The 19,540-nt window shown below is 70.3% G+C and carries 18 protein-coding genes and 2 pseudogenes; 8 read left to right on the forward strand and 12 right to left on the reverse strand.

What is annotated here, in order from left to right; genetic code table 11:
* Positions 1-3 precede the first annotated feature (3 nt).
* The 5 genes from ABZ342_RS29280 to ABZ342_RS29300 are packed head-to-tail and all read right to left on the reverse strand — an operon-like array spanning position 4 to position 4,947.
* The gene (locus ABZ342_RS29280; protein ID WP_360479501.1) at positions 4-1,029 is read right to left on the reverse strand and encodes a zinc-binding dehydrogenase; all 1,026 of its coding nucleotides are present in this window, start codon (positions 1,027-1,029) and stop codon (positions 4-6) included.
* On the reverse strand, positions 1,026-1,832 hold the full coding sequence (locus ABZ342_RS29285; RefSeq protein WP_360479504.1) for a MaoC family dehydratase N-terminal domain-containing protein: 807 nt from the start codon (positions 1,830-1,832) through the stop codon (positions 1,026-1,028). Before ABZ342_RS29285 ends, ABZ342_RS29280 begins: the two co-directional genes overlap by 4 nt.
* Positions 1,829-2,974, reverse strand: coding sequence for a CaiB/BaiF CoA-transferase family protein (locus ABZ342_RS29290; protein ID WP_360479507.1), 1,146 nt, complete (start codon positions 2,972-2,974; stop codon positions 1,829-1,831). Before ABZ342_RS29290 ends, ABZ342_RS29285 begins: the two co-directional genes overlap by 4 nt.
* Positions 2,975-2,998: 24 nt before the next feature.
* Positions 2,999-3,796, reverse strand: a complete 798-nt coding sequence (locus tag ABZ342_RS29295) for a CoA ester lyase (RefSeq protein ID WP_360479510.1) — start codon at positions 3,794-3,796, stop codon at positions 2,999-3,001.
* Entirely contained in the window at positions 3,793-4,947 is a 1,155-nt protein-coding gene (locus ABZ342_RS29300) for an acyl-CoA dehydrogenase family protein (protein WP_360479513.1), read from the reverse strand. Before ABZ342_RS29300 ends, ABZ342_RS29295 begins: the two co-directional genes overlap by 4 nt.
* A gap of 89 nt (positions 4,948-5,036) precedes the next feature.
* Here ABZ342_RS29300 and ABZ342_RS29305 point away from each other — a divergent pair, with 89 nt between their 5' ends.
* The 3 genes from ABZ342_RS29305 to ABZ342_RS29315 all read left to right on the forward strand — a co-directional run bounded on the left by ABZ342_RS29305 (position 5,037) and on the right by ABZ342_RS29315 (position 8,335).
* Entirely contained in the window at positions 5,037-5,960 is a 924-nt protein-coding gene (locus ABZ342_RS29305) for a LysR family transcriptional regulator (RefSeq protein WP_360479516.1), read from the forward strand.
* Positions 5,957-6,316: a hypothetical protein gene (locus ABZ342_RS29310; protein ID WP_360479519.1), complete on the forward strand. Its 360-nt coding sequence runs from the start codon at positions 5,957-5,959 to the stop codon at positions 6,314-6,316. Before ABZ342_RS29305 ends, ABZ342_RS29310 begins: the two co-directional genes overlap by 4 nt.
* A gap of 153 nt (positions 6,317-6,469) precedes the next feature.
* Positions 6,470-8,335: a hypothetical protein gene (locus ABZ342_RS29315; protein ID WP_360479522.1), complete on the forward strand. Its 1,866-nt coding sequence runs from the start codon at positions 6,470-6,472 to the stop codon at positions 8,333-8,335.
* A gap of 508 nt (positions 8,336-8,843) precedes the next feature.
* Here the strand turns inward: ABZ342_RS29315 and ABZ342_RS29320 are convergent.
* Positions 8,844-9,728, reverse strand: a complete 885-nt coding sequence (locus tag ABZ342_RS29320; RefSeq protein ID WP_360479683.1) for a LysR family transcriptional regulator — start codon at positions 9,726-9,728, stop codon at positions 8,844-8,846.
* A gap of 35 nt (positions 9,729-9,763) precedes the next feature.
* Between ABZ342_RS29320 and ABZ342_RS29325 the strand changes: the two genes are divergently transcribed.
* Positions 9,764-10,666, forward strand: a complete 903-nt coding sequence (locus ABZ342_RS29325) for an EamA family transporter (protein WP_360479525.1) — start codon at positions 9,764-9,766, stop codon at positions 10,664-10,666.
* Entirely contained in the window at positions 10,648-11,916 is a 1,269-nt protein-coding gene (locus ABZ342_RS29330; RefSeq protein ID WP_360479528.1) for an alpha/beta fold hydrolase, read from the forward strand. The genes ABZ342_RS29325 and ABZ342_RS29330 overlap by 19 nt, the downstream gene beginning before the upstream one ends.
* Positions 11,917-11,949: 33 nt before the next feature.
* Here ABZ342_RS29330 and ABZ342_RS29335 read toward each other — a convergent pair whose 3' ends face one another.
* The 3 genes from ABZ342_RS29335 to ABZ342_RS29345 form a co-directional block, all read right to left on the reverse strand.
* Complete coding sequence (locus tag ABZ342_RS29335; protein ID WP_360479531.1) at positions 11,950-12,615, reverse strand: response regulator transcription factor; 666 nt, start codon at positions 12,613-12,615, stop codon at positions 11,950-11,952.
* On the reverse strand, positions 12,608-13,834 hold the full coding sequence (locus ABZ342_RS29340; RefSeq protein ID WP_360479534.1) for a histidine kinase: 1,227 nt from the start codon (positions 13,832-13,834) through the stop codon (positions 12,608-12,610). The genes ABZ342_RS29335 and ABZ342_RS29340 overlap by 8 nt, the downstream gene beginning before the upstream one ends.
* 80 nt (positions 13,835-13,914) lie before the next feature.
* Positions 13,915-15,210, reverse strand: coding sequence for a serine hydrolase domain-containing protein (locus ABZ342_RS29345; RefSeq protein WP_360479537.1), 1,296 nt, complete (start codon positions 15,208-15,210; stop codon positions 13,915-13,917).
* 557 nt (positions 15,211-15,767) lie between these two features.
* Between ABZ342_RS29345 and ABZ342_RS29350 the strand changes: the two genes are divergently transcribed.
* Positions 15,768-16,757 carry an adenosine deaminase gene (locus ABZ342_RS29350; protein ID WP_360479540.1) on the forward strand — a complete coding sequence of 330 codons (990 nt, stop codon included), beginning with the start codon at positions 15,768-15,770 and terminating at the stop codon, positions 16,755-16,757.
* Here ABZ342_RS29350 and ABZ342_RS29355 read toward each other — a convergent pair whose 3' ends face one another.
* On the reverse strand, positions 16,758-17,825 hold the full coding sequence (locus tag ABZ342_RS29355) for an SDR family oxidoreductase (RefSeq protein WP_360479543.1): 1,068 nt from the start codon (positions 17,823-17,825) through the stop codon (positions 16,758-16,760). It abuts the gene before it with no gap.
* Positions 17,826-17,920: 95 nt separating this feature from the next.
* Between ABZ342_RS29355 and ABZ342_RS29360 the strand changes: the two genes are divergently transcribed.
* Positions 17,921-18,379 carry a MarR family transcriptional regulator gene (locus ABZ342_RS29360; protein WP_360479546.1) on the forward strand — a complete coding sequence of 153 codons (459 nt, stop codon included), beginning with the start codon at positions 17,921-17,923 and terminating at the stop codon, positions 18,377-18,379.
* Positions 18,380-18,635: 256 nt separating this feature from the next.
* On the opposite strand, the pseudogene ABZ342_RS29365 reads toward ABZ342_RS29360, so the two are convergent.
* Together ABZ342_RS29365 and ABZ342_RS29370 are read right to left on the reverse strand one after the other, a co-directional pair.
* Positions 18,636-18,844 (reverse strand): annotated as a pseudogene (locus ABZ342_RS29365) (3-hydroxyacyl-CoA dehydrogenase family protein); the annotation flags it as partial.
* A gap of 129 nt (positions 18,845-18,973) precedes the next feature.
* Positions 18,974-19,198: pseudogene (locus tag ABZ342_RS29370) on the reverse strand (AMP-binding protein); the annotation flags it as partial.
* Positions 19,199-19,269: 71 nt separating this feature from the next.
* Between ABZ342_RS29370 and ABZ342_RS29375 the strand changes: the two are divergent.
* On the forward strand, positions 19,270-19,530 hold the full coding sequence (locus tag ABZ342_RS29375) for a DJ-1/PfpI family protein (RefSeq protein ID WP_360479549.1): 261 nt from the start codon (positions 19,270-19,272) through the stop codon (positions 19,528-19,530).
* The last annotated feature ends 10 nt before the right edge of the window (positions 19,531-19,540 follow it).

Consider the following 19,540-nt stretch of genomic DNA (forward strand, 5'->3'; position numbering starts at 1 on the left):
CGGTCAGTCGATCGTCAGCACCACCTTGCCGAAGCGGTCCGGGCTCACCAGCCGTTCGTGAGCCCGGGCCAGGTCGGCCAAGGGGAACACCGAGTCGACCACGGGGCGTACCTTCCCCGCGGCGAGCCAGGCGAGGACGTCGGGGACCTCACGGAGGTCACCGGCGTGCGCCCCTCGGAAGTCGATCTCGTGGCGGTAGAGGCTGTACAGGTCGATGTCGGCGCGCGGACCGGAGTGCGAGCCCATGCCGATCAGCCGGCCACCGGGGCGCAGCGCCCGGATGGACTCCTGGATGGTCGCGCCGCCCGCGGAGTTGTGGACGAGGTCGACGCCCCGCCCGTCCGTCAGCGAGCGGACCGCGGCGCCGAATCCAGGCACCTTCCGGTAGTTCACGACTTCGTCGGCGCCGATTCCCCGGAGCAGGTCCAGCTTGTCGTCAGTGCCGGTGGTGGCGATGACCCGCGCGCCGAGGGCGTGGGCGAGTTGCACCGCGGCTGTGCCCACGCCGCTTCCGGCGCCGACGACCAACGCGGTTTCGCCGGGCCGCAGGTCGCCGCGGGTGACCAGCATGTGCCAGGCCGTCAGGTACGCGAGCAGACTCGCTGCCAGGTCGACGTAGCTCAGGGACTCCGGCGCGGGGACGGCGTTGCGTGCCGGTACGGCGAGGTATTCGGCGTACGTGCCGTCCGTGTGCTCGCCGAAGAACTTCAGCTCACGGCACCGACTGTCCACATCGGACCGGCACGCGTCACACGCCCCGCAGCCGAGCATAGGCAGCACGACGACGCGTTGTCCCACCTCGACGTTCGTGACCGCGCTGCCGACCGCCTCGACGTCTCCGGCCCCTTCGACACCGAGGATGATCGGGAACGGCGGCTGCTCGGCGAACCGGCCGTCTCGGACGAGCACGTCGGCGCGGTTGAGCCCGGCGGCCCGGATGCGGACCAGGACCTCTCCCTTGCCGATCGGGGGACGCGGCACGTCGTCGATCTCGACGACTCCGGCTTGCCTGACGATTGCGGCCTTCATCGTGCTTTCCTCTCTCCAGTAAGCGTTTCGACCTGCCCGGTCGCGGTGACCCGGCCACTGTGGTCACGAACGGAAACACCACCGCTGGTGGCGCGCACCACCAGACCTTGGTGGTCGAACAGCGGCGCGACGACGCGGTAATCGATCGCGGTGACCGCGGCCCCGGTTCCGCGGACGGCTTCCGCCATGGCCAGCGCCTGCAGCGGGCCGTGGACGACCAGTCCCGGATAGCCCTCGACGTCGCGGGCGTAGTCGCGGTCGTAGTGGATGCGGTGGGCGTTGTAGGTCAACGCCGAGAAGCGGAACAGGACGGTCGGGTCGACCGGGAACACCCGCTCGTCCGCCTCCGGTGGCGCCGGAGTGGCAGCCGTCGCCGGGGTGGGCGCGGCCGCGGCGTCGCGGTAGACGATGTCCTGCTCCTCGACGACCTTCACCTCGCCGTCCTGGCTGATGGTGTGTCGCACGACGACGAAGGTCAGCGGGCCCGAACGGCCCGCCTTGTCCGTCGTCGACACGACTTCGGTGCGCCGGGTCGCGGCCCGGCCGACGACCAGCGGCCCGGTCCGAGTGACCCGGCCGCCGGCCGCCATGCGCCGGCGTCCGGGCGCGGGAGGAGCCGGGACCACACCGCGCACGGGATGACCGTCCGGCCCGAGATCGGCCTGGTGCGGCCGATCGAGCAGGTAGACCCAGTGCCACAGCAGGGGCAGTCCGTCGTCCTCCCGGTCCGGCGGATCGACGCCGAGCAGGCGGGCCAGCGCCACGGCCGGTTCCGGTTGCAGCACTTCGGTGCGCTCCGTCACGGGGTGACCTCCTCGAATTCGGTGCGGAGGACGTCGTTGTGCTCGCCGAGCCGGGGCACCGGGCCCAGCACCGGCTCCACTTCGCCGATGTCGACCGGAGGCAGCAACGCCCGGACGACACCACCAGGGGCCTGGATCCGCTGCCAGCGATCACGCCCGGCGAGCTGCGGATGGTCGAGGAGCTCACCCGGCCGCCGCAGGCGGGCGCACGCGATCCCGGCCGCGCCGAGCAGTTCGACGACCCGGTCGGCGTGGAACTCGGCGAACGCCGACTCGATCAGCGGCCCGATCAGGTGGTCGTGGGCGACGCGTTCCGGGTTGTGGACGAACCGCGGGTCGTCCGCCAGGTCCGGGCGCCGGAGCACCTCCCGGCACAGCCGAACCCATTCGCGGTCGCTTTGGACGGCCAGGAAGACCTGGTTGCCGTCTCCTGTCCGATAAGGACCGTAAGGCGCGATCGACGCGTGCTTCGCCCCGGTCCGGCGGGTCTCCGTGCCGCCGTAGACCGCGTGGTACGCCGGTTGCACCATCCATTCCGCCAGCGCGTCGAGCATGGCGACCTCGATGGTCGCGCCGACGCCCGTAGTGGCTCGGCGCAGCAGCGCGGTGAGGATGCCCGAGTAGGCGTACATGCCCGTCGCGATGTCCGCGATGGAAATCCCGGCCTTGCTCGGCTGTTCCGGTGTGCCGGTGGCGGTGACGAGCCCGGCCTCGCACTGGATCAGCAGGTCGTAGGCCTTCTTCGCCTGGTACGGGCCGCCGGGGCCGTACCCCGAGATCGAGCAGTGGACGAGGCCGGGACGGGTCGCGCGCAGGGTCGCGGCGTCGAGGCCGAGGCGGCCCGCCGCACCCGGGGCGAGGTTCTGGACCACCACGTCGGCGGCCGCGATCATCGCGTCGAGCACGCGGCGGTCGGCCGGGTCCTTGATGTCCAGCTCGATCGACTCCTTGCCGCGGTTGAGCCAGACGAAGTAGCTGGAGTCGCCGTGGACTGTCCGGTCGTAGCCGCGGGAAAAGTCCCCGGCACCGGGGCGTTCGACCTTGATGACGCGCGCGCCGAGGTCAGCGAGCTGCCGGGTCGCGAAGGGAGCGGCGACCGCCTGTTCCAACGCGACGACGGTCGTGCCTTCGAGAGGGAGCATGGAAAGCCTTTCGTTGCCGGCGCTTCAGGGCCGGAGGATCGCGTGGGCCCGGTCGAGCACCGGTTTGTCGATCATTCGCCCGTCGGGACCGGTGACGGCGCCCGCCGATCCATCAGCCGCCTGAAGCACGTCCCGTGCCCACGCGATATCGGCCGCGCTTGGGGCAAGGCCCCGGGCCGTGGGCTCGATCTGGGCCGGGTGGATGCAGAGCTTGCCGCGGAAGCCGAGGCTTCGGGCGCGACGGGCCGCCGTGGTCACGGCGTCGGCGTCGTGGACGACTGTCGTGACGCCGTCGATCGGCGCCGGCAGACCGGCGACCCGGGAGGCGAGCACGATCGTGCTTCGCGCGAACAGCATCGCTTCGGCGGTGTCGTCGGCTCCGAGCTCGGCGGCCAGGTCGAGCGCACCGAACGCCAGCCGGGTCACCCCGAGCGTGGTGGCGACGTCGTGCACGCGGTGCAGTCCGGCCGCGGTCTCGATCAGCGCGACCACCGCGGTGTCCGGTCCCAGCCGCGCCGCCAACGCGGCCAAGGCCGCCGGGTCCTCGGCCTTCGGCACGAGCACGCCGAGCAGCCCGCTCGCGCCGGCGACGGCGTCGACGTCCGCGTCGAACCACAGGGTGCCGGAGGCGTTGAGGCGGACCCAGGCCTGGCCGCCTTCGGACAGCCAGCAGAGCGTTTCGGCTCGGGCGGTGTTCTTGTCCTCGGGGCGCACCGCGTCTTCGAGGTCGACGACGACGGCGTCGGCGCCCGCGGCCGCCGCCTTGGCGAAGCGTCCGGGGACGTTGCCGGGCACGAAGAGCCAGGTGGCCTCGGGCCTCATCGGATCGGGTTCCGCTTGACGAGCTGACGCGCGATGACGGTCCGCTGGATCTCGTTGGTGCCCTCGCCGACGATCATCAGCGGCGCGTCGCGGAAGTACCGCTCGACGTCGAACTCCGTCGAGTAGCCGTAGCCGCCGTGGATCCGCACCGCGTCGAGCGCGATCTTCATGGCCGTCTCCGAGGCGAACAGCTTTGCCATCCCCGCTTCCATGTCCGCGCGGTCACCGGAGTCGTAGCGCCGGGCGGCGTACTGGACGAGCTGCCGGGCCGCGGTCAGCCCGGTCGCCATGTCGGCCAGGTAGTTGCCGATCGACTGGTGCTGCCAGATCGGCTGCCCGAAGCTTTCGCGTTCCTGGCTGTAGCGGATCGCGCGCGAGAGCGCGGCGGCTCCGACGCCGAGCGCTCGCGCCGCCACCTGAATGCGGCCGATCTCGAGCCCCCGCATCATCTGCGCGAACCCCTCGCCTTCGACCGTGCCCAGCAACGAATGGCACGGCACGCGGAAGTCGGTGAAGGACAGCTCGCAGCTTTCGACGCCCTTGTAGCCGAGCTTCGGCAGGTCGCGGGACACGTCGAAGCCAGGCCCCTTCTCGACCAGCAGGATGCTGATCCCGCGGTGCTTCGGCTCGGCGGTCCGGTCAGTGCGGCACAGCAGCGCGACCAGCTGGGCGCGGCGGGCGTTGGTGATCCACGTCTTGGAGCCGTTGATGACGTAGTCGTCCCCGTCCTTCCGGGCCACAGTGCGGATGGCCTGCAGGTCGGAGCCGCCGCCGGGTTCGGTGAGCGCCATGGTCGCCCGGATCTCCCCGGTGGCCAGCTTCGGCAGGTAGTGGTCCCGCTGCGCCTGGGTTCCGTAGTGGAGCAGGAGCTTGGCGACGACGCTGTGCCCGCCCATCGCGCCGGCGAGACTCATCCACCCGCGGGCGAGCTCTTCGGTCACGGCGGCGTAGCACGGGGTGGACACCCCGGCGTCGTTCCAGGGCTCCGGAACGGCGAGCCCGAAGATGCCCATGCGCTTCATCTGCTCGATCAGGGCTTCGGGGTAGGTGTCGGCGTGTTCCAGTTCCTGCACCACGGGCTCGACCTCCCGGTCGACCCACTCGCGGACGACGTCGACGATCGCTGTCTCGTCTGCGCTGAGTTCGTACATGGCTGTCATCATGAATCGCTATGACGAGTCGAGAGAAATACCGATTCGTGATATCCCTAGACGCGTCCGGCATAACGGCAGGAGGACGCGTGGAACTCAAGCAGCTCTTGGCCTTGGTGACCGTCGGCGACACCGGGAGCGTCACCAAAGCGGCGCGCTTGCTCCACGTCGTGCAGCCCGCCGTCAGCCGGTACATCCGCGCCCTGGAGGACGAGGTCGGGGTTCCGCTCTTCGAGCGCAGCCGCCAGGGGATGACCCTCACCCCGGCGGGCGAAGTCCTCGCCGAGCGCGCGAGACGCGCGCTGCTCGAGCTGGACCGGGCCCGCGCCGAGATCCGCCCGGACCGCGAGCACGTGCGAGGCATCGTGACGATCGGGCTGCTGGAAAGCACCGTCGAACTCGTGGCCGCGCCGTTGGTGGAGGTACTGGGGCGCCGGCACCCGGGCATCGACGTGCGGATCCTGAGCGCGTTTTCTGGTCACCTGAAGCAGTGGCTCGACGACGGCGCGGTGGACATGAGCCTGCTGTACAACGTGAACTCGACGCCGTCGATCGCCGTCACCCCGTTGCTGCGCGAGGCGTTGTGGGCGATCGCTCCCCCCGGCGCGGACTTCGGCCGCGAAGCACTCACCTGGGACAGGGTGTGCGAGAACCCGCTGATCCTGCCGGTCGCGGGACACGGCCTGCGCACCCTCGTGGACGAAGCGCTCGGCACCGCGCCCACGATCGTGTGCCAGACCAACTCGATGCCGGTGCAGAAGAGGCTGGTGGCCGCCGGCACCGGGTGGAGTGTCCTTCCCGCGGCCGGCGTCGCCGAAGACGTGGCAGCCGGGCGGCTGCGAGGCGGCCCGATCGTCGATCCCGCGATCTCCCGCACGATCGTCCTGGCGTTGCCACGAGCCGGCCGCATCCCGCCCGCTGCCGAGGTCGCCGCCACCGAGATCGTCCGGGTGACCCACCGCCTGGTCGAGGCCGGCACCTGGCCGACCGCCAGCGTGGCTCAGGCCTGGTGACCGCTGCCGTTGACGGTCGCGACGACCCGGTCGCGGCCGACGCATGCTCGATGCCGTCGGTCATATCCACCCATCAGCCGGCCGGACACCAGAAAGGCTCGGCCGCGTCCGCAGAGCCGGGCAGTGAAGTGCTGCGCCAACCCGGGATCTGTGTCGTGTGGGTGGAGGATGGCCAGCCGGTGGGGCAGACCTGGGTGCCGCTTGGCGCCGCGCCCAGGTTCGCCGCCGACGAGACCTTGATCGAAATTTGGCGGGTTGCTCTGCAGTGGCGCCAGACCTGCGAAGACCCGGCCGTGCGACTCGGTTGGATAAACCTCTCGAAGGAGTTATCCGGAGGCCACCAAGAACACCCATGAGGCGCGATCCGCGGAACGCTCCATTCGGGTGAATATCCGCCACTTGGTGTTGCATCGACATACCGCTCGCTGACTTTGCCCGCACATCATCCGGATCTTCGATTTCCGCGGCCGAACTCGTCACCCCGCGGAACGATGGCGGGGTTTGAGTAGATGACGACGATCGCAGGCGACCTGACGGAACTGCTCTGGACCGAGCTCTACCCGTACTTGTCCGTGGCGGTTCTCAAATGCCGGCCGCAAGTGGATCCCCGCCACTGTTACGACGCCGTCTGGCGCCAGCTCCACACCGACGCGTCGTCGCGGACGCGTAAACACGTCCGAATCGTGGCGACGGCCGAGTCGCCGCCTCACGGCGAAGACGCGGCTGGGCCGGACCCGTTGCTGGTGTCAACCGGAATGGACCAGGTAGCCGCCTTCGTTCGGGAGTCCACGTCGCAACCAGCGTGGGCCGGCGAGGGCCTCGAGTTCTTCAACACCACCTACGACCTTAACCTCGTCGTCCGCCGAGGTGGCCTCATCGCGGTGAAGCCGGACAACGGCGGTGCGGACCGGTTCCAGAAATGGATCGATCGCAATGGCGCATCGACCGTGGAACGAATCAAGCCACTGATCCTCGAGTACACCTTCCTCCAGGGAGAAGCGAAAGGATTGTGGCTCCACGGCGCGAGTGGACGGACCACCCGCAGGCCCGACGCCAAGACGAGCGTCGGCATCCGGCTGCAGGACACGCTCGACGACTTTGACGATGGCGCCTACTCCCTGTCCTCCGCACGCTGTGAGCTACCTCGGGCGCCCGGGCTGGTCGCGCTGACCGGGCGGATCGGGTCCACCTTGAGCACTTCTCAGCTATGGCTGAAACCCATGGAGAACTTCGAATTCTTCCTGCACGCCGTCGGGGAGATCTTCGACCTTATCGAGGCGGCGGAAGCTGACCCGGATGCCGTCATCGAAGCCTTCCCGCAGCTGGCCCGAGAAGTCTCCGACCTCTCGGAAGTGCACGGTGCATACGACGTCTCCGTCGCCGATCTCGACCAGCTTCCGTCCACGAGGGCCGAAGGCGAGGATGTCCAGATCGCGGCCGAGCTCCTGCAGAACGCCGTTCTCCGCGTTGCCGAAGGAGGCCCCGGCGCTAAGTTCAAGCTCGACATCGGGCTGGACGGGACTGCCAGCGGCACTTTGGGCATCAGGCCCGAACCCACAACGCACGGGTTTCGGCTCAACGCCGGGTTCAGTGGCGAGCCGGCCATCCCCGCCACCGCGCGCCGAATCCTCGACGCCATCGACTCGAGCGACCTGCTGTCCGTGTACTACCAGTCCGGCCACGTCTACTCCGGTGGGCGCATCTCCAAGCGGAAGTCCCGGGTGGCACCCTTCCGAAATTGGCGCTTCAAGGACTTCCAAGGCACCAAGGTGAGCCGGGAAAAGCCCTTCGACCTGTTGTCCAGCACCGAGATTCATCGCTGCATCAACGTCGAGGGCGACGACTCCCTCTTCCGTTGGGTTGCCCGGTACTGGAGCGACGGATGGCTGATTTGCGACGACGGCAGTGGCGAGATCGCCGATTTCCTCCACATCGGACCGGACGGAACTCTTCGTCTCATCCACGTCAAAGGCGCCGAAAGCCACGCTCCGGGACGACGCGTCTCGACGTCCGCCTATGAAGCTGTGGCGGCACAAGCGTCGAAGAACCTGCTCTTCTTTGACAAGGAAGTGCTCATCAGCCGGTTGACGGCCTCCGCGCCCGGCAAAGCCAGCTGGGTCGACGGGAGGCCGGTCAACGGTCGCGACGACTTCATCGAGTGCCTGCAGATTCTCGGTGAGTCCGACAGGCGGGAAGTCATCATCGTTCAGCCCCATCTCACCGAGGCTGTGTACCAGCAGCTCCGCGCTTCCGAGGAGCAGAAGGACATGAGCGCCGAGCTGCTGCGGTTCCGGCGGCTGGAATTGCTGCTGAACCTGGCATACTCATCCGTGGTCAAAGCCGGGGCCGAGTTGCTGGTGTTCGCCAGCAAGTAGCGGTTACCGGGGCAACTAACGATCAGGATGTCGAGCTGGTCGGCCTGGCATCATCGCGAAGGTGCAATTCGGCGTCCAGCTGTGGCTGCTTGAGACAGGAGGTTCGGATCGATCTCGCCAACCTCGATTCCATGAGCGCCGAAGGCGTTGTTGGCCGCCCAGGCAGCCGGCCCGGAAGTGAGCCGGGGTCGTCGACCAGCGACATGGCTCGCAAGTCCAATCCACCGATCACCGGCAGTCGAACAGCCATCCCGGTCAGGCGCGTCCAGGTCATCATGACGGTGGTGCCGGCCTGACCCGAAGCGCGGACCGCTGGCGTCCCTCCGCATCCGAGGCGGACACCTCGAGGGACGCGCAGGAGCTTCCACGAGCTGCTCGGCTTTGGTCGAGCAGCAACAACAGGGCCTGATCCGGCGCCTCGGCGCTTCCAACGCGACCGCCGAGCACGCCGACCGGCACTCCCCACTGGGGTGACGGGACCGCATGGTCGAAACTCGGCTTTGACCGGTCATGCGCGGTAAAGCCCGGTGAGCAGCTCGATCACGGTGTGGGTGGCCGGGTGCGGGTCGTCGCGCCACCAGACCAGTCGCACGGCGACCGGCTCGGCGTCGCGTACCGGCCGGTAGACGATGCCGGGCCGGGGATACTGGTCCACAACGGACTGCGCGGTGACCCCCACGCAGCTCCCGGTGGCGATGACCGTGAGCCAGTCGTCGATGTCGCGGCTTTCCTGCTCCTCGGGGCGCGCGTTCGCGGGCCACAAATCCGCGGTGGTCGTTCCGGTGCGCCGATCGACGAGCAGGACGCGGCTACTGAGGTCGGCCAGGCGCACCGAGCGGCGCCGCGCCAGGGGGTCGGAGGCAGCCATCGCGCACCAGCGTGGTTCGTGACCCACCGTGGCGCTCTCGAAGCGGCGGTCCGCCGTCGGCCTGCGGACGATCCCGAGGTCCGCGGCGCCCTCGGCCAGGCCGGCGCTCGGGGAGTTGATGCGGAGCAGGTGCAGTTGTGTTTCCGGGTGCGACTCCCGCCACCGGTGTTGGAAGGCGGGTGTGCGTCGGCCGAGTGCCGACCAGGTGTGGCCGATACGCAGTTCGACCTGGCCGGACGTCGCTTCCTGGACCAGGTTGTCGACCTCGGCCAGCACGCGCCGGGCGTGCGCCACGACCCGTGACCCGATCGCCGTCGGCGAGGTTTCGCGGGAGGTACGTCGCAGCAGCCGCGCGCCAAGGCGCTTCTCGAGCACCGAAATCGTGCGGGAGACCGCGGCCTGGGAGACGCCCAGTGCGATCGCGGCGTCGGTGAACGTGCCCTCGTCCACGATCGCCACGAGGCAGCGCAACTGACGCACTTCGACATCCATAACCAAATCGTATAGTCGCCACGCGCCACGCATTTTGCGCACAGCCCGCCCCGGCACAGGATCACTGGGTGCCGGCAACCCCCACTCGCCCCGCCGATCGCGCCACCCTGCTCGCGCAGCACGGAGTCGCCGCGATGCTCGCCAGCGGCCTTTCGACCCAGCTCGGCGCCGCGATCGGGTCGCTGGCCTTCCCGGTGCTCGGCCCGGCCGGCGTCGTCGCGGTCCGCCAGTGCGTCGCGGCGGCGGTGCTGCTCGCGGTCGGCAGGCCCCGCCTCCGGTCCTTCACACGGCGCCAGTGGGCACCGGTGTTGCTGCTCACGGCAGTCTTCGGGGTGGTGAACCTGTCGCTCTACACCGCGATCGACCGGATCGGTCTCGGCCTGGCGGTGACCCTGGAATTCCTCGGTCCCCTCACGATCGCGCTGGCCGGCTCGCGCAGACGCGTGGATCTGGGCTGCGCCGTACTCGCCATGGCGGGAGTGGGCGTCCTGACGCGTCCTCGCCCCAGTGCTGATTACCTCGGCATGGGACTCGCGCTGCTCGCCGCTGCCTGCTGGGCCGCTTACATCCTCCTCAACCGGTCCATCGGGCAGCGCATCCCCGGGGCACAGGGCACGGCCGCCGCGGCGGGGCTGTCCGCCTTGGTCTACCTGCCCGTCGGAGCCGGCGTCATGGTGCACCACCCGCCTTCCGCCGGGGCGGTCGGTGCGGCTGTCGCGGCCGGACTCCTGGCCTCCGCCTTGCCCTTCCTCGCGGACCTGTTCACGCTGCGCCGCGTTCCCCCCGGGGCCTTCGGGTTGTTCATGAGCGTCAACCCGGTGTTCGCCGCAGCCGTCGGTGCGCTCGTCCTGGGCCAGAAGCTCGACGTGGCCGCCTGGTCGAGCATCGCGGCGATCATCGCGGCCAACACCATCAGCATCCTCACACCCCAACGCCGCAAAGGAGCCTTGCCATGCCCGGTGCCACGCTGACCGACCACTTCTTCTCCGTCCCCCTCGACCATGATCGGCCGGAGGGCGAGCACATCGAGGTCTACGCACGCGAGGTGGTGGCCGCCGGACGCGAGCGCGCGCAGCTGCCCTGGCTGCTGTTCCTACAAGGCGGCCCCGGCATGGTGCCGCCGCGCCCGGCCGGCCGGGACTCCTGGCTCGATCGCGCCCTCGACGACTACCGCGTCCTGCTGCTCGACCAGCGCGGCACGGGCCGCTCCAGCCCGATCACCCGGCAAACGCTCCCGGCCCGCGGCGATTCCGCCGCGCAGGCCGACTACCTCACCCATTTCCGCGCCGACTCCATCGTCCGCGACGCCGAACTGATCAGGCGCGAACTGACCGGCGAACCATGGTCGGTGCTCGGCCAGAGCTTCGGCGGCATGTGCACCGTCACCTACCTCTCGTTCGCGCCCGAAGGCCTGCGCGAGGGGATCATCACCGGCGGTCTCCCCGGGTTGCGCGTCACTCCCGACGAGGTCTACCGCGCCGCCTATCCGCGCGTGCACCGCAAGAACACCGCGTACTACCGCCGCTACCCGCAGGACGCAGCCTCGGTCCGCCGCATCGCCGCGCACCTGATCGAGCGCCCCGCGCCGATGCCGGACGGATCCCTGCTCACCGTCGAGGCCTTCCAGTCGCTCGGGATGATGCTCGGCACAGGCGACGGCGCGGACGTGCTGCACCACCTGCTCGAAAACACCTGGGCCGGAGCGGAACTGTCCGACAGCTTCCTCGACCGCGCCGCGGCTTTCCTCAGCTACGCCCAAATGCCGCTGAAATCACTCATGCTCGAACTCACCTACGCCCAGCGCGGCACCGGCGCGCCGAGCTGGGCGGCTCAGCGGGTACGCGGCGAGTTTCCCCAGTTCGACGCGCGCAGGGCGGTGGCCGGCGACGACCCGGTGCTGTTCACCGGCGAGACGACCTACCCGTCCCTGTTCGACCAACCCGGTCTCGCGCCCCTGCGCGAGCCCGCCGAGGTGCTGTTCGCCCGCCAGGATTGGCCCGACCTCTACGATCCTCAGCGCCTGGCCGCGAACGAGGTCCCCGTGGCGGCCGCCGTCTACCTCGACGACATGTACGTCGATGCCACTTACTCGCTGCAGACCGCCGAGACGATCAGGGGCCTGCGGCTGTGGGCGACCAACGAGTACGAGCACGACGGGCTTCGCGTCAGTGGCGGACGCGTCCTCGACCACCTGCTGCGCATGCTGCGCGGCCAGATCTGACGTACGCCGCAACACGATCTCGCCGGCCACCCCTCAGCTGAACGCATGACGGGCCAGCAATGCCGCCTGCGCCCGGCTTTGGCAGCCGGTCTTGGTGAGCATGCGGCTGACGTGCGTCTTCACCGTGTGCAGGCTGACCACGAGCCGGGCGGCGATCTCGGCATTGCTCAGGCCTTCGCCCACGAGGCGCAGCACGTCGCGTTCTCGCGGCGTGAGGTCGGCCAGGCGGGCCAGCTCGGCGTTGTCCGGTCGCCGCCGGGTGGTCAGGTGGCTCGCGATGATCCGCTGGGTGACCGCGGGGCTCAACGTGCTGTGCCCGGCCGCCGCAGCACGCACGGCGGCGGTCAGTTCCTCGTACGAGCTGTTCTTCAGCAGGAAGCCCGTTGCGCCGGCGGCGAGCGCCTGGTCGACGTACTCGTCGGCGTCGAACGTGGTGAGCATGAGCGCCCGGGTGCGGCCGGGCCCCAGCAGGCCTCGCCGGCCCAGCTCCGCCAAGGCCCACAACCCGTCCCGGCGGGGCATCCGGATGTCCAGCAGCACGACGTCGGGCTTCCTCCGGCTGCACACCTCGACGGCTTCTTCTCCGTCGCCGACCGTGCCGGACACGGCGATTCCCTCCTGGCTGCCGAGGATCGCGGCCAGGCCTTCGCGAATGATCCGCTCGTCGTCGACGACGAGCACGGTGATCGGCTCAGGCACCGGCGGCGTCCCATGCGGCCGGCGCCACGGCGCTCGGCGGCAGCGTGGCCACCACCCGGAAGCCGCCGTCGGCGGTGGGCCCGGTGCGCAGCTCGCCGTCCAGTACTTCCACGCGTTCGCGCATGCTGACCAGCCCGAGCCCGGTCCCCCAGCTCGGCGCACCGGGCGCGGCCGGTCGCGCGTTGACGACCTCGCAGCGCAACCGCCCGCGCTCCTCGGCGATGGTGACGTGCACCGGCGCTCCCGGCGAGTGGCGGCGCGCGTTGGTGAGGGATTCCTGCACGATGCGGTAGACGGCGAGCTGTGTCGGCCGGGGAAGTACGTCCACTTCGGCCACGATCCGCGCGTCGACGGGCGTGCCCGCGGCTCGGCTGCGCTCCAGCAGGCCGGGTAGCTCAGCGAGGCCGGGCACAGGCTTCAGGGGCGCCGGGTCGTCGGGGTCCCGCAGGATCCGCAGCAGGTCGCGCAGTTCGCCGCCGGCCTGCCTGCCGGCGCCGGCGAGGCCGTCGACCGGGCCGCGGGCCCAGTCCGGCAGTTCGCCACGGCGAGCGCGCAGAGTCTCCGCCTGCACCACCAGAAGCGTCAGCGAATGCGCGACCACGTCGTGCATCTCACCGGCGATCCGCACCCGTTCCCGTTGCGCAGCCTGGTGTTCGCGCAACCGCTGCTCCCGCACCACGTCTTCGACGCGTTGTTCGGTGGCGGCGAGGTTCGCGCGGTGGTTGCGCGCGGCGAAGCCGGTGGCCCAGGCCAGCGGCATCGGGGCCAGGATGGCGAGCACATCCGCGCCGCCGCGGAAGTCGCCGTCGGTGGTGGTCAGGTGGTTGATCAGCACCCCGGCGGCGACCAGCGCGCTGCCGCCGAGCGCGGTCAGCGCCGCGCGCCGCCAGCTGTCGCAGAGGCTGCCGACCCCGTAGAGCGCGACCGCGAGCGACAAGCAGACCAAGGGGGTCAGCTTCGTGCCCGCGGCCGCGCCTCCGGTGACGGCGGCCACCAGCGCGCCCGTGAGGACCAGGAACGCGGCCAGCGGCCACCGGCGCCGCACCAGCAGCGCGATTGCCGCCACCACCTCGAAGGCAGCCAGCAACCACCAGGCTCGCGCCGAGCTGTCCGCGCTGGGCTGTAGCAACACCGGCGGGCACAGGGTCAGGACGACGAGCCCGGCGTCGGCGGCTCGCGGGCGCCACCCGGTCCGCCTGTGGCTCGCTTCACGCGTCATTCCGCCGACTGTAACGGGGTCCGGGCTGGGCATCGTCATCCCTTGGAGCGAGATCGGGTACACAGTTCGAAGGGCTGCGGTCAGCGGGAGCCGCCCGGAACCGGCTTGCCCAGCATGGTGCAGACCGCGGCGTCGACCACCTTCTGGTCCGCGGCGCCGGTGGCCGGGGCGTGCAGCCCGAACAGCGTCGTGGTCACCACGCTGACCGCGCGCTCGCCGGTCGCGTCCGTGTAGTTCTGGCTGGAGTAGCCGGCCATCCCGCCGGTGTGCCCCCAGACCGGTCCGCACGGGCTGGCGTACTCCTCTATGCCGAGCCCGTACCGCGAGCTGTGCGGGTCTCCGGGGGTCTCGGCCACGGTCTTCTTCATCTCGGCGAGCTGGGCCGGGGGCAGCAAGGCACCGGAGGCCAGCGCGCGGAGGAACCGCTGCTCGTCGGCCGGGGTCGCCACGATGGCCGCGGCGGCCCAGCTCCAGGCCGGGTTGACCGAGGTCACCAGCACGTGGTCACCTCGGGCCGGGCCGGCGAACGAGGTGCCTTCGGGAGCGCCCGGCGGCAGCAGTGGCGCCAGGTGCTCGGCGTCCGGCTCGTAGGCTGCGGCCAGCTTGGCGCCGTCGCGGGACCGGCCGTCAGCGGCGAAGTAGGTGTCGTGCAGGCGGAGCGGCCCGATGATGCGCTGCTGCAGCAGGCTCGCCAAGCCCTCGTGGGTCGCCTTCTCCAACACCAGGCCGAGGGCCACGTAGTTGGTGTTGCTGTAGCCGTACCGCGCACCCGGCGCGGCCACCGGCGGGTACTGCGCCGCGACGGCCAGCAGCTCCCGCGGCGTCACCGCCGACGGGTCCGCCCCGATTTCCCGGGCCAGGACGGTGGGGTCGTTGATGTAGTCGAACAGGCCACTGGTGTGGTTCAGCAGCATCCGCAGCGTGATGTTCCGCCCGCCCGGCACCAGGCCCGGCAGCCACCTCTCCACCGGGTCCTGCAGCGACAGCCGGTGCTCGGCGACCAGTTGCAACACCAGGACCCCGACCATGGTCTTGGTGTTCGACCCCATCCGGTACTGGTCGTCGGCGGAGAGCCGGTGGTCGGCCCGGGTCCATGCGGCCTGCTTCGCGAGGGAGATCGTCCGGCCGTCGCCGGTGCGCACCCGCACCACCACGCCCGGCACGCCCGCGTCGAGATCCTGCTGCATTACCGCGGCCAGCTGCCGCGTCGCCGAGTCGGTTCCGAACTCCTGCGCGCTGGTGTCCGCGGCGTTGACGATCCGTGGCGCGGCGTCGCCGGGAGCCGCGCAGGCCATCAGAGCGGCTGCCGCGGCGAGCGTGGCGGCCACGCCCGCCCGTCGGGTGGGCCGGTGCGGTCCGGCGAATCGGTGACCCATGGTTGTCCTCCTGAGCTGGTTCCCGTTGCGAGGCAACGGCTTGTCCCGACTCATTCAGCCAGGGGCGGCACGCGGAATCGTCACTCTTTGTCGCCCTGTTCGCGCGACGTGGGTCGCTCTCCCGGGGGAGGGAAACCGGCACGCGTCATCCCAAGGAGTGACGCACGGAGTCGCCTCGGACAGCGCGAGGGCGTCGGCCAGGCCGTCTCGCCAGTCCACATAGGATCAGAGACGGCAGTCGTCGACCGCATCCCCCGACGCGGTCGAGTGAATCGCGACAACGATCGACAGGCCCTTTCTCTGTCCAATGTATACGGTTGCGTGCTCGTGCCGGAACTCCGCTTGATCGGCTCACGGTCAACGCCAGGGCCGATCGGCTCACTCGACGCCCTGTGGTCGCACGGTGGCGCGGACTGCGAACGGCGCTGACCGGCGGCGCGGAACCGGCGACCGTAGAGGCAGCGCACGAGCACGCCGTTTCCGCCCTCCCGCCCGGCTGGGTAGGCTCGGCGCAAAAGTGACTCGTTCAGTTCACTTGCTGCGGCGGGAGGCACCTCATGACCACGCTGCCGAAGGCCGAGCTGCACGTCCACCTCGAGGGCACGCTGGAACCCGAGGACATGGTCCGCTTCGCCGCGCGCAACGGCCTCGAGCTCCCGTGGCAGAGTCCCGACGACCTGCGGGCCGCGTACACGTTCACCGGGCTGGAGAACTTCCTCTCGGTGTACTTCGAGGGTTGCCGCGTGCTGCGCACACGCGGGGACTTCCGCGACCTGACCACCGCCTACCTCGATCGCGCAGCCGCGCAGGGAGTGCGACGCGCGGAAATGTCGTTCGGCCCGCAGGCGTTCCTCGACCACGGTGTCCCGATCGACGACCAGCTCGGTGGGATCACCGACGCAATAGACGAGGCTCGTGAATCGCGGGGCATCCAGGGCGCCCTGCTGATCAGCGCACATCGCCACCGCACCGAGGCCGACGCCTTGGAGCTGCTCGACCTGGTCCGGCCGTGGCGGAACCGGATCCTCGGCGTCGGCCTGGGCAGCGCCGAGCGCGGGAACCCGCCGTCGAAGTTCGCGCGCTACTTCGCCGCCGCCCGCGGTGAGGGCTACCGCACCACGTGCCACGCGGGTGAGGACGGACCCGCTTCCTACGTCCGAGAGGCACTGGACGTCTGCCGGGTGGAGCGGATCGACCACGGCCACGCCGCTGCCGAAGTCCCCGACCTCGTCACCCGCCTGGCCGACGAACAGGTGACGCTCACGATGTGCCCGCTGTCCAACCTGCGCCTGCACGTCACCGACGACCTCACCAAGTACCCGCTGAAGGCACTGATGGACGCCGGCGTCCCGGTGACGGTCAACTCCGACGACCCGTCGTACTTCGGCGGCTACGTCAACGAGAACTACACGGCCGTCACCGACGCACTCGGCCTGACCGAAGCCGAGGTGAAGACGCTGGCGCGCAACAGCTTCACCGGTTCTTTCGCACAGCCTGAGGAACTGCTCCTCACCGATTCCGATGAAGAGGGCCCACTCGAAAGGTGATCACACACCCGAAACAGCGGCCACGTCGGATCCGAACAATGCGGGCGGCGCGGGCGGCGTCTCAAGAAGCGCACCGATTCTCGGGACCTGCTCGGCGATGCGGGCACTGTGCGCTTCGAACGCCGCCCTCGACTCGAATTCCATCAGGATCAGCACCGTCGGGTGGTCGGCATCACGCGTCAGGTGCGCCGAGTAGCGCAGGCAACCCGGCTCGGCGCGGATCTGCGTGGCCAGTTCCCGCAACAGATCCAGGAGCTCGCTCTCCCGGCCCGGTTTCGGGCGCATGGTGGATATCGTGACCACGGCCTCAGCGCGCGACGCGCCGTCCCCGAGCACGGCGATCGCCCGGCCGACGTCCCCCCGGTCGCGCAGCTGGATCTCTCGCCCCGGCAGGCTTCCGGCAGACGCCGCGACAGCGACGTCGCCGACCTCGTCCGCGCCGACCCAGCCCGGGTCGGCGTCGGCCGCGAAGCGAGTGCGGACAGGACCGAGCACCAAGGCGAACACCCGGCGATCGCCGCCGAGCTCGGCCGTCAGCACTCGCTGCATCATCAGCAGCGCCGACTGTTCCATGCTGACCAGGCCGGCCGTGGGCACCGGCGTCACCGCCGACTCCCCCACGATCAGGCAGTAGGCGCCAGAGGGACTCAGGTGCGGCACGCACGCCCGCATGACGGCCGCGTGCGCGGTCGCCGGCCCGACGAACGCCGTTTGCCAATCGGACGCACCGATCTCCCACAGACGGCGACCCGACCAGAAGCCGCCGATCGGGGCGATGACGTCGTCGATGCCGCCGAGGTTGCGCTCCATCTCGGCGGCCAGCCTCTCGGCGCCGGTGAAGGACGTGTAGTCGTGCACGACCAGGTGCAGGCGGTCCGTCGCGGCGTCGCCGAGCACCTTGCGGAACTCCTCGGCCCGCTGTTCGGTCCGGGTCGGCACGACCACGTCGGCACCGGCGGCCAGGTAGCTCCGGACCACACCTTCTCCCACTCCGCCGGTTCCGCCCGGGACCAGCACCCGCCGGCCGGACAGGTCGTGACCGTCAGGCTTGCCGTGATTCGTGGACATCACGCGGACTCCTCGCGCCAGTTCGTTGGGCTTCCCAACGAGTACCAGCCGACCATACACGAACCGTTGGGTAGCCCAACGGTTATGCTGACGGGGTGGAAGAGACGAACGACGGCACGCGAGTTCCGGCGAGACTGCAGGCGCTGGTCAGCTGGCAGGTGAGCAAGGTCTCGACGCTGGGCGCGCGACTGTTCGCGCGAGGGCTGCCACTGACCGCCCGGGCCGACTACTCGGTCCTGGCCGCTCTCGACGAACGCGGGCCGCTGAGCCAGGCCGACATCGGCCGGCACCTGAGCATGGACCGCAACGACGTCAACGGCATCGTCAACCGGCTCGACAAGACCGGCCGGATCCGGCGAGAGACCGATCCCGCCGACCGGCGCCGCAACATCGTGGTCCTCACGGACACCGGCCTGGCATACCTGGCCGAGATTCAGCAGCACGCGGACGCCGTTCAGGACGAGTTGCTGAGCGCTTTGACCGCGTCCGAACGCCGGCAGCTGCAGGCGTTGCTCGCCAAGCTCCTGGACGGTCACGCACAGCAACCAGCGTGACATGACCGGGTCACAAATCCGGCCACGGCTGCCACGCCGCGATCAGCGCCCAGAAGGTGGAGTAGGGCGACTCGTCCGCCTAGCCGCGCGAGTGTCCGGCAGCGGATTCTGACCGCGTTGCAGCCTCTGGCCGAGTCCGAGAGGCCGATCACGTGGGGATGTCCGCGTGAATCCGACGCTTGCCGGTCAGCGCAAGGCCTGGCGTGCAATCGTCCGACACCAGCGACCAGGCGCCGCGGCCCGCGGCGTTCACGACGACCGCCAGCCGCACGCCGAGGCACACGAGGTGCGTCGAGAGCAACGGCCCCGTCGGGTGCCAATAGCCCGGCTCCATCGCACTATCGATCGCTTCGGCGTCCGCGACGCCTTCTTCGAGCATCCCAATCGCCTCCAAGCCCAGCAGGACGCCGAGGCGGCTGCTGGCGAACCCGGCGAGTCGCGGACAACGAGGTTGGTCTTGCCGAGGTCCTTCGCCACCGCGGCCAGCTGGGCCGCGTCGGTCACATCGGCGTCCACGGTGGCGATGTCGCCGGTGCGGAACCAACCGTCGGGGATCGCTTCGGCGGTGGCCTCGGGCCGGTTCCAGTAACCCTTCATCACGTTCTCGCCGCGGATCGCGATCTCGCCGGGCGCACCGGCGGCGACGTCTTCGCCGTTGTCGTCCACCACGCGCATTTCGCAGCCGCGAACCGGAAAGCCGATCGTGCCGGGCTTGCGCGGAGACCCGGGCTGGTTGAACGAGGCCACCGGCGAGGTCTCCGAGAGCCCGTACCCCTCGAACACCGCGCCCTCGACCACGAGCGCCGCGCGGTCGGCCATCTCGGTCGCCGTCGCCAGGCCGATGTCCGGCAGGCCGTAGCCGGCGGCCACCGCCCCGGCGCGGTGTCACGGTGCTCGCCGCCGCCGGCTTGACCGAGGGCCGCCCGTGCACCACGCACCACCTCGCGAAGGCCGACCTCGCCGCCCAGCAGGCGCGGGTGATCGACGCCCGGGTCGTCGACGACGGCGACCTCGTCACCGCGGGCGGGGTCACGTCCGGCCTGGACCTCGCTCTCTGGCCGGTGACCCGGAAACTCGGCGCCGATGCCGCCCTCGGCGTGGAATCCGTGCTGGAGTACGAGCAACGCGGAGCGGTGTGGCGACGTCCGTGACCCAGCCGGT

It is taken from the genome of Amycolatopsis sp. NPDC005961 (assembly GCF_040629235.1).
GTDB lineage: Bacteria > Actinomycetota > Actinomycetes > Mycobacteriales > Pseudonocardiaceae > Amycolatopsis > Amycolatopsis camponoti.

Coding starts and splice junctions, on each gene's coding strand:
- ABZ342_RS29315 (WP_360479522.1), top strand. CDS start 6,470: ATGACGACGATCGCAGGCGACCTGACGGAACTGCTCTGGACCGAGCTC.
- ABZ342_RS29355 (WP_360479543.1), bottom strand. CDS start 17,825: ATGTCCACGAATCACGGCAAGCCTGACGGTCACGACCTGTCCGGCCGG.
- ABZ342_RS29290 (WP_360479507.1), bottom strand. CDS start 2,974: ATGCTCCCTCTCGAAGGCACGACCGTCGTCGCGTTGGAACAGGCGGTC.
- ABZ342_RS29280 (WP_360479501.1), bottom strand. CDS start 1,029: ATGAAGGCCGCAATCGTCAGGCAAGCCGGAGTCGTCGAGATCGACGAC.
- ABZ342_RS29340 (WP_360479534.1), bottom strand. CDS start 13,834: ATGACGCGTGAAGCGAGCCACAGGCGGACCGGGTGGCGCCCGCGAGCC.
- ABZ342_RS29295 (WP_360479510.1), bottom strand. CDS start 3,796: ATGAGGCCCGAGGCCACCTGGCTCTTCGTGCCCGGCAACGTCCCCGGA.
- ABZ342_RS29300 (WP_360479513.1), bottom strand. CDS start 4,947: ATGTACGAACTCAGCGCAGACGAGACAGCGATCGTCGACGTCGTCCGC.
- ABZ342_RS29345 (WP_360479537.1), bottom strand. CDS start 15,210: ATGGGTCACCGATTCGCCGGACCGCACCGGCCCACCCGACGGGCGGGC.
- ABZ342_RS29320 (WP_360479683.1), bottom strand. CDS start 9,728: ATGCGTGGCGCGTGGCGACTATACGATTTGGTTATGGATGTCGAAGTG.
- ABZ342_RS29330 (WP_360479528.1), top strand. CDS start 10,648: ATGCCCGGTGCCACGCTGACCGACCACTTCTTCTCCGTCCCCCTCGAC.
- ABZ342_RS29350 (WP_360479540.1), top strand. CDS start 15,768: ATGACCACGCTGCCGAAGGCCGAGCTGCACGTCCACCTCGAGGGCACG.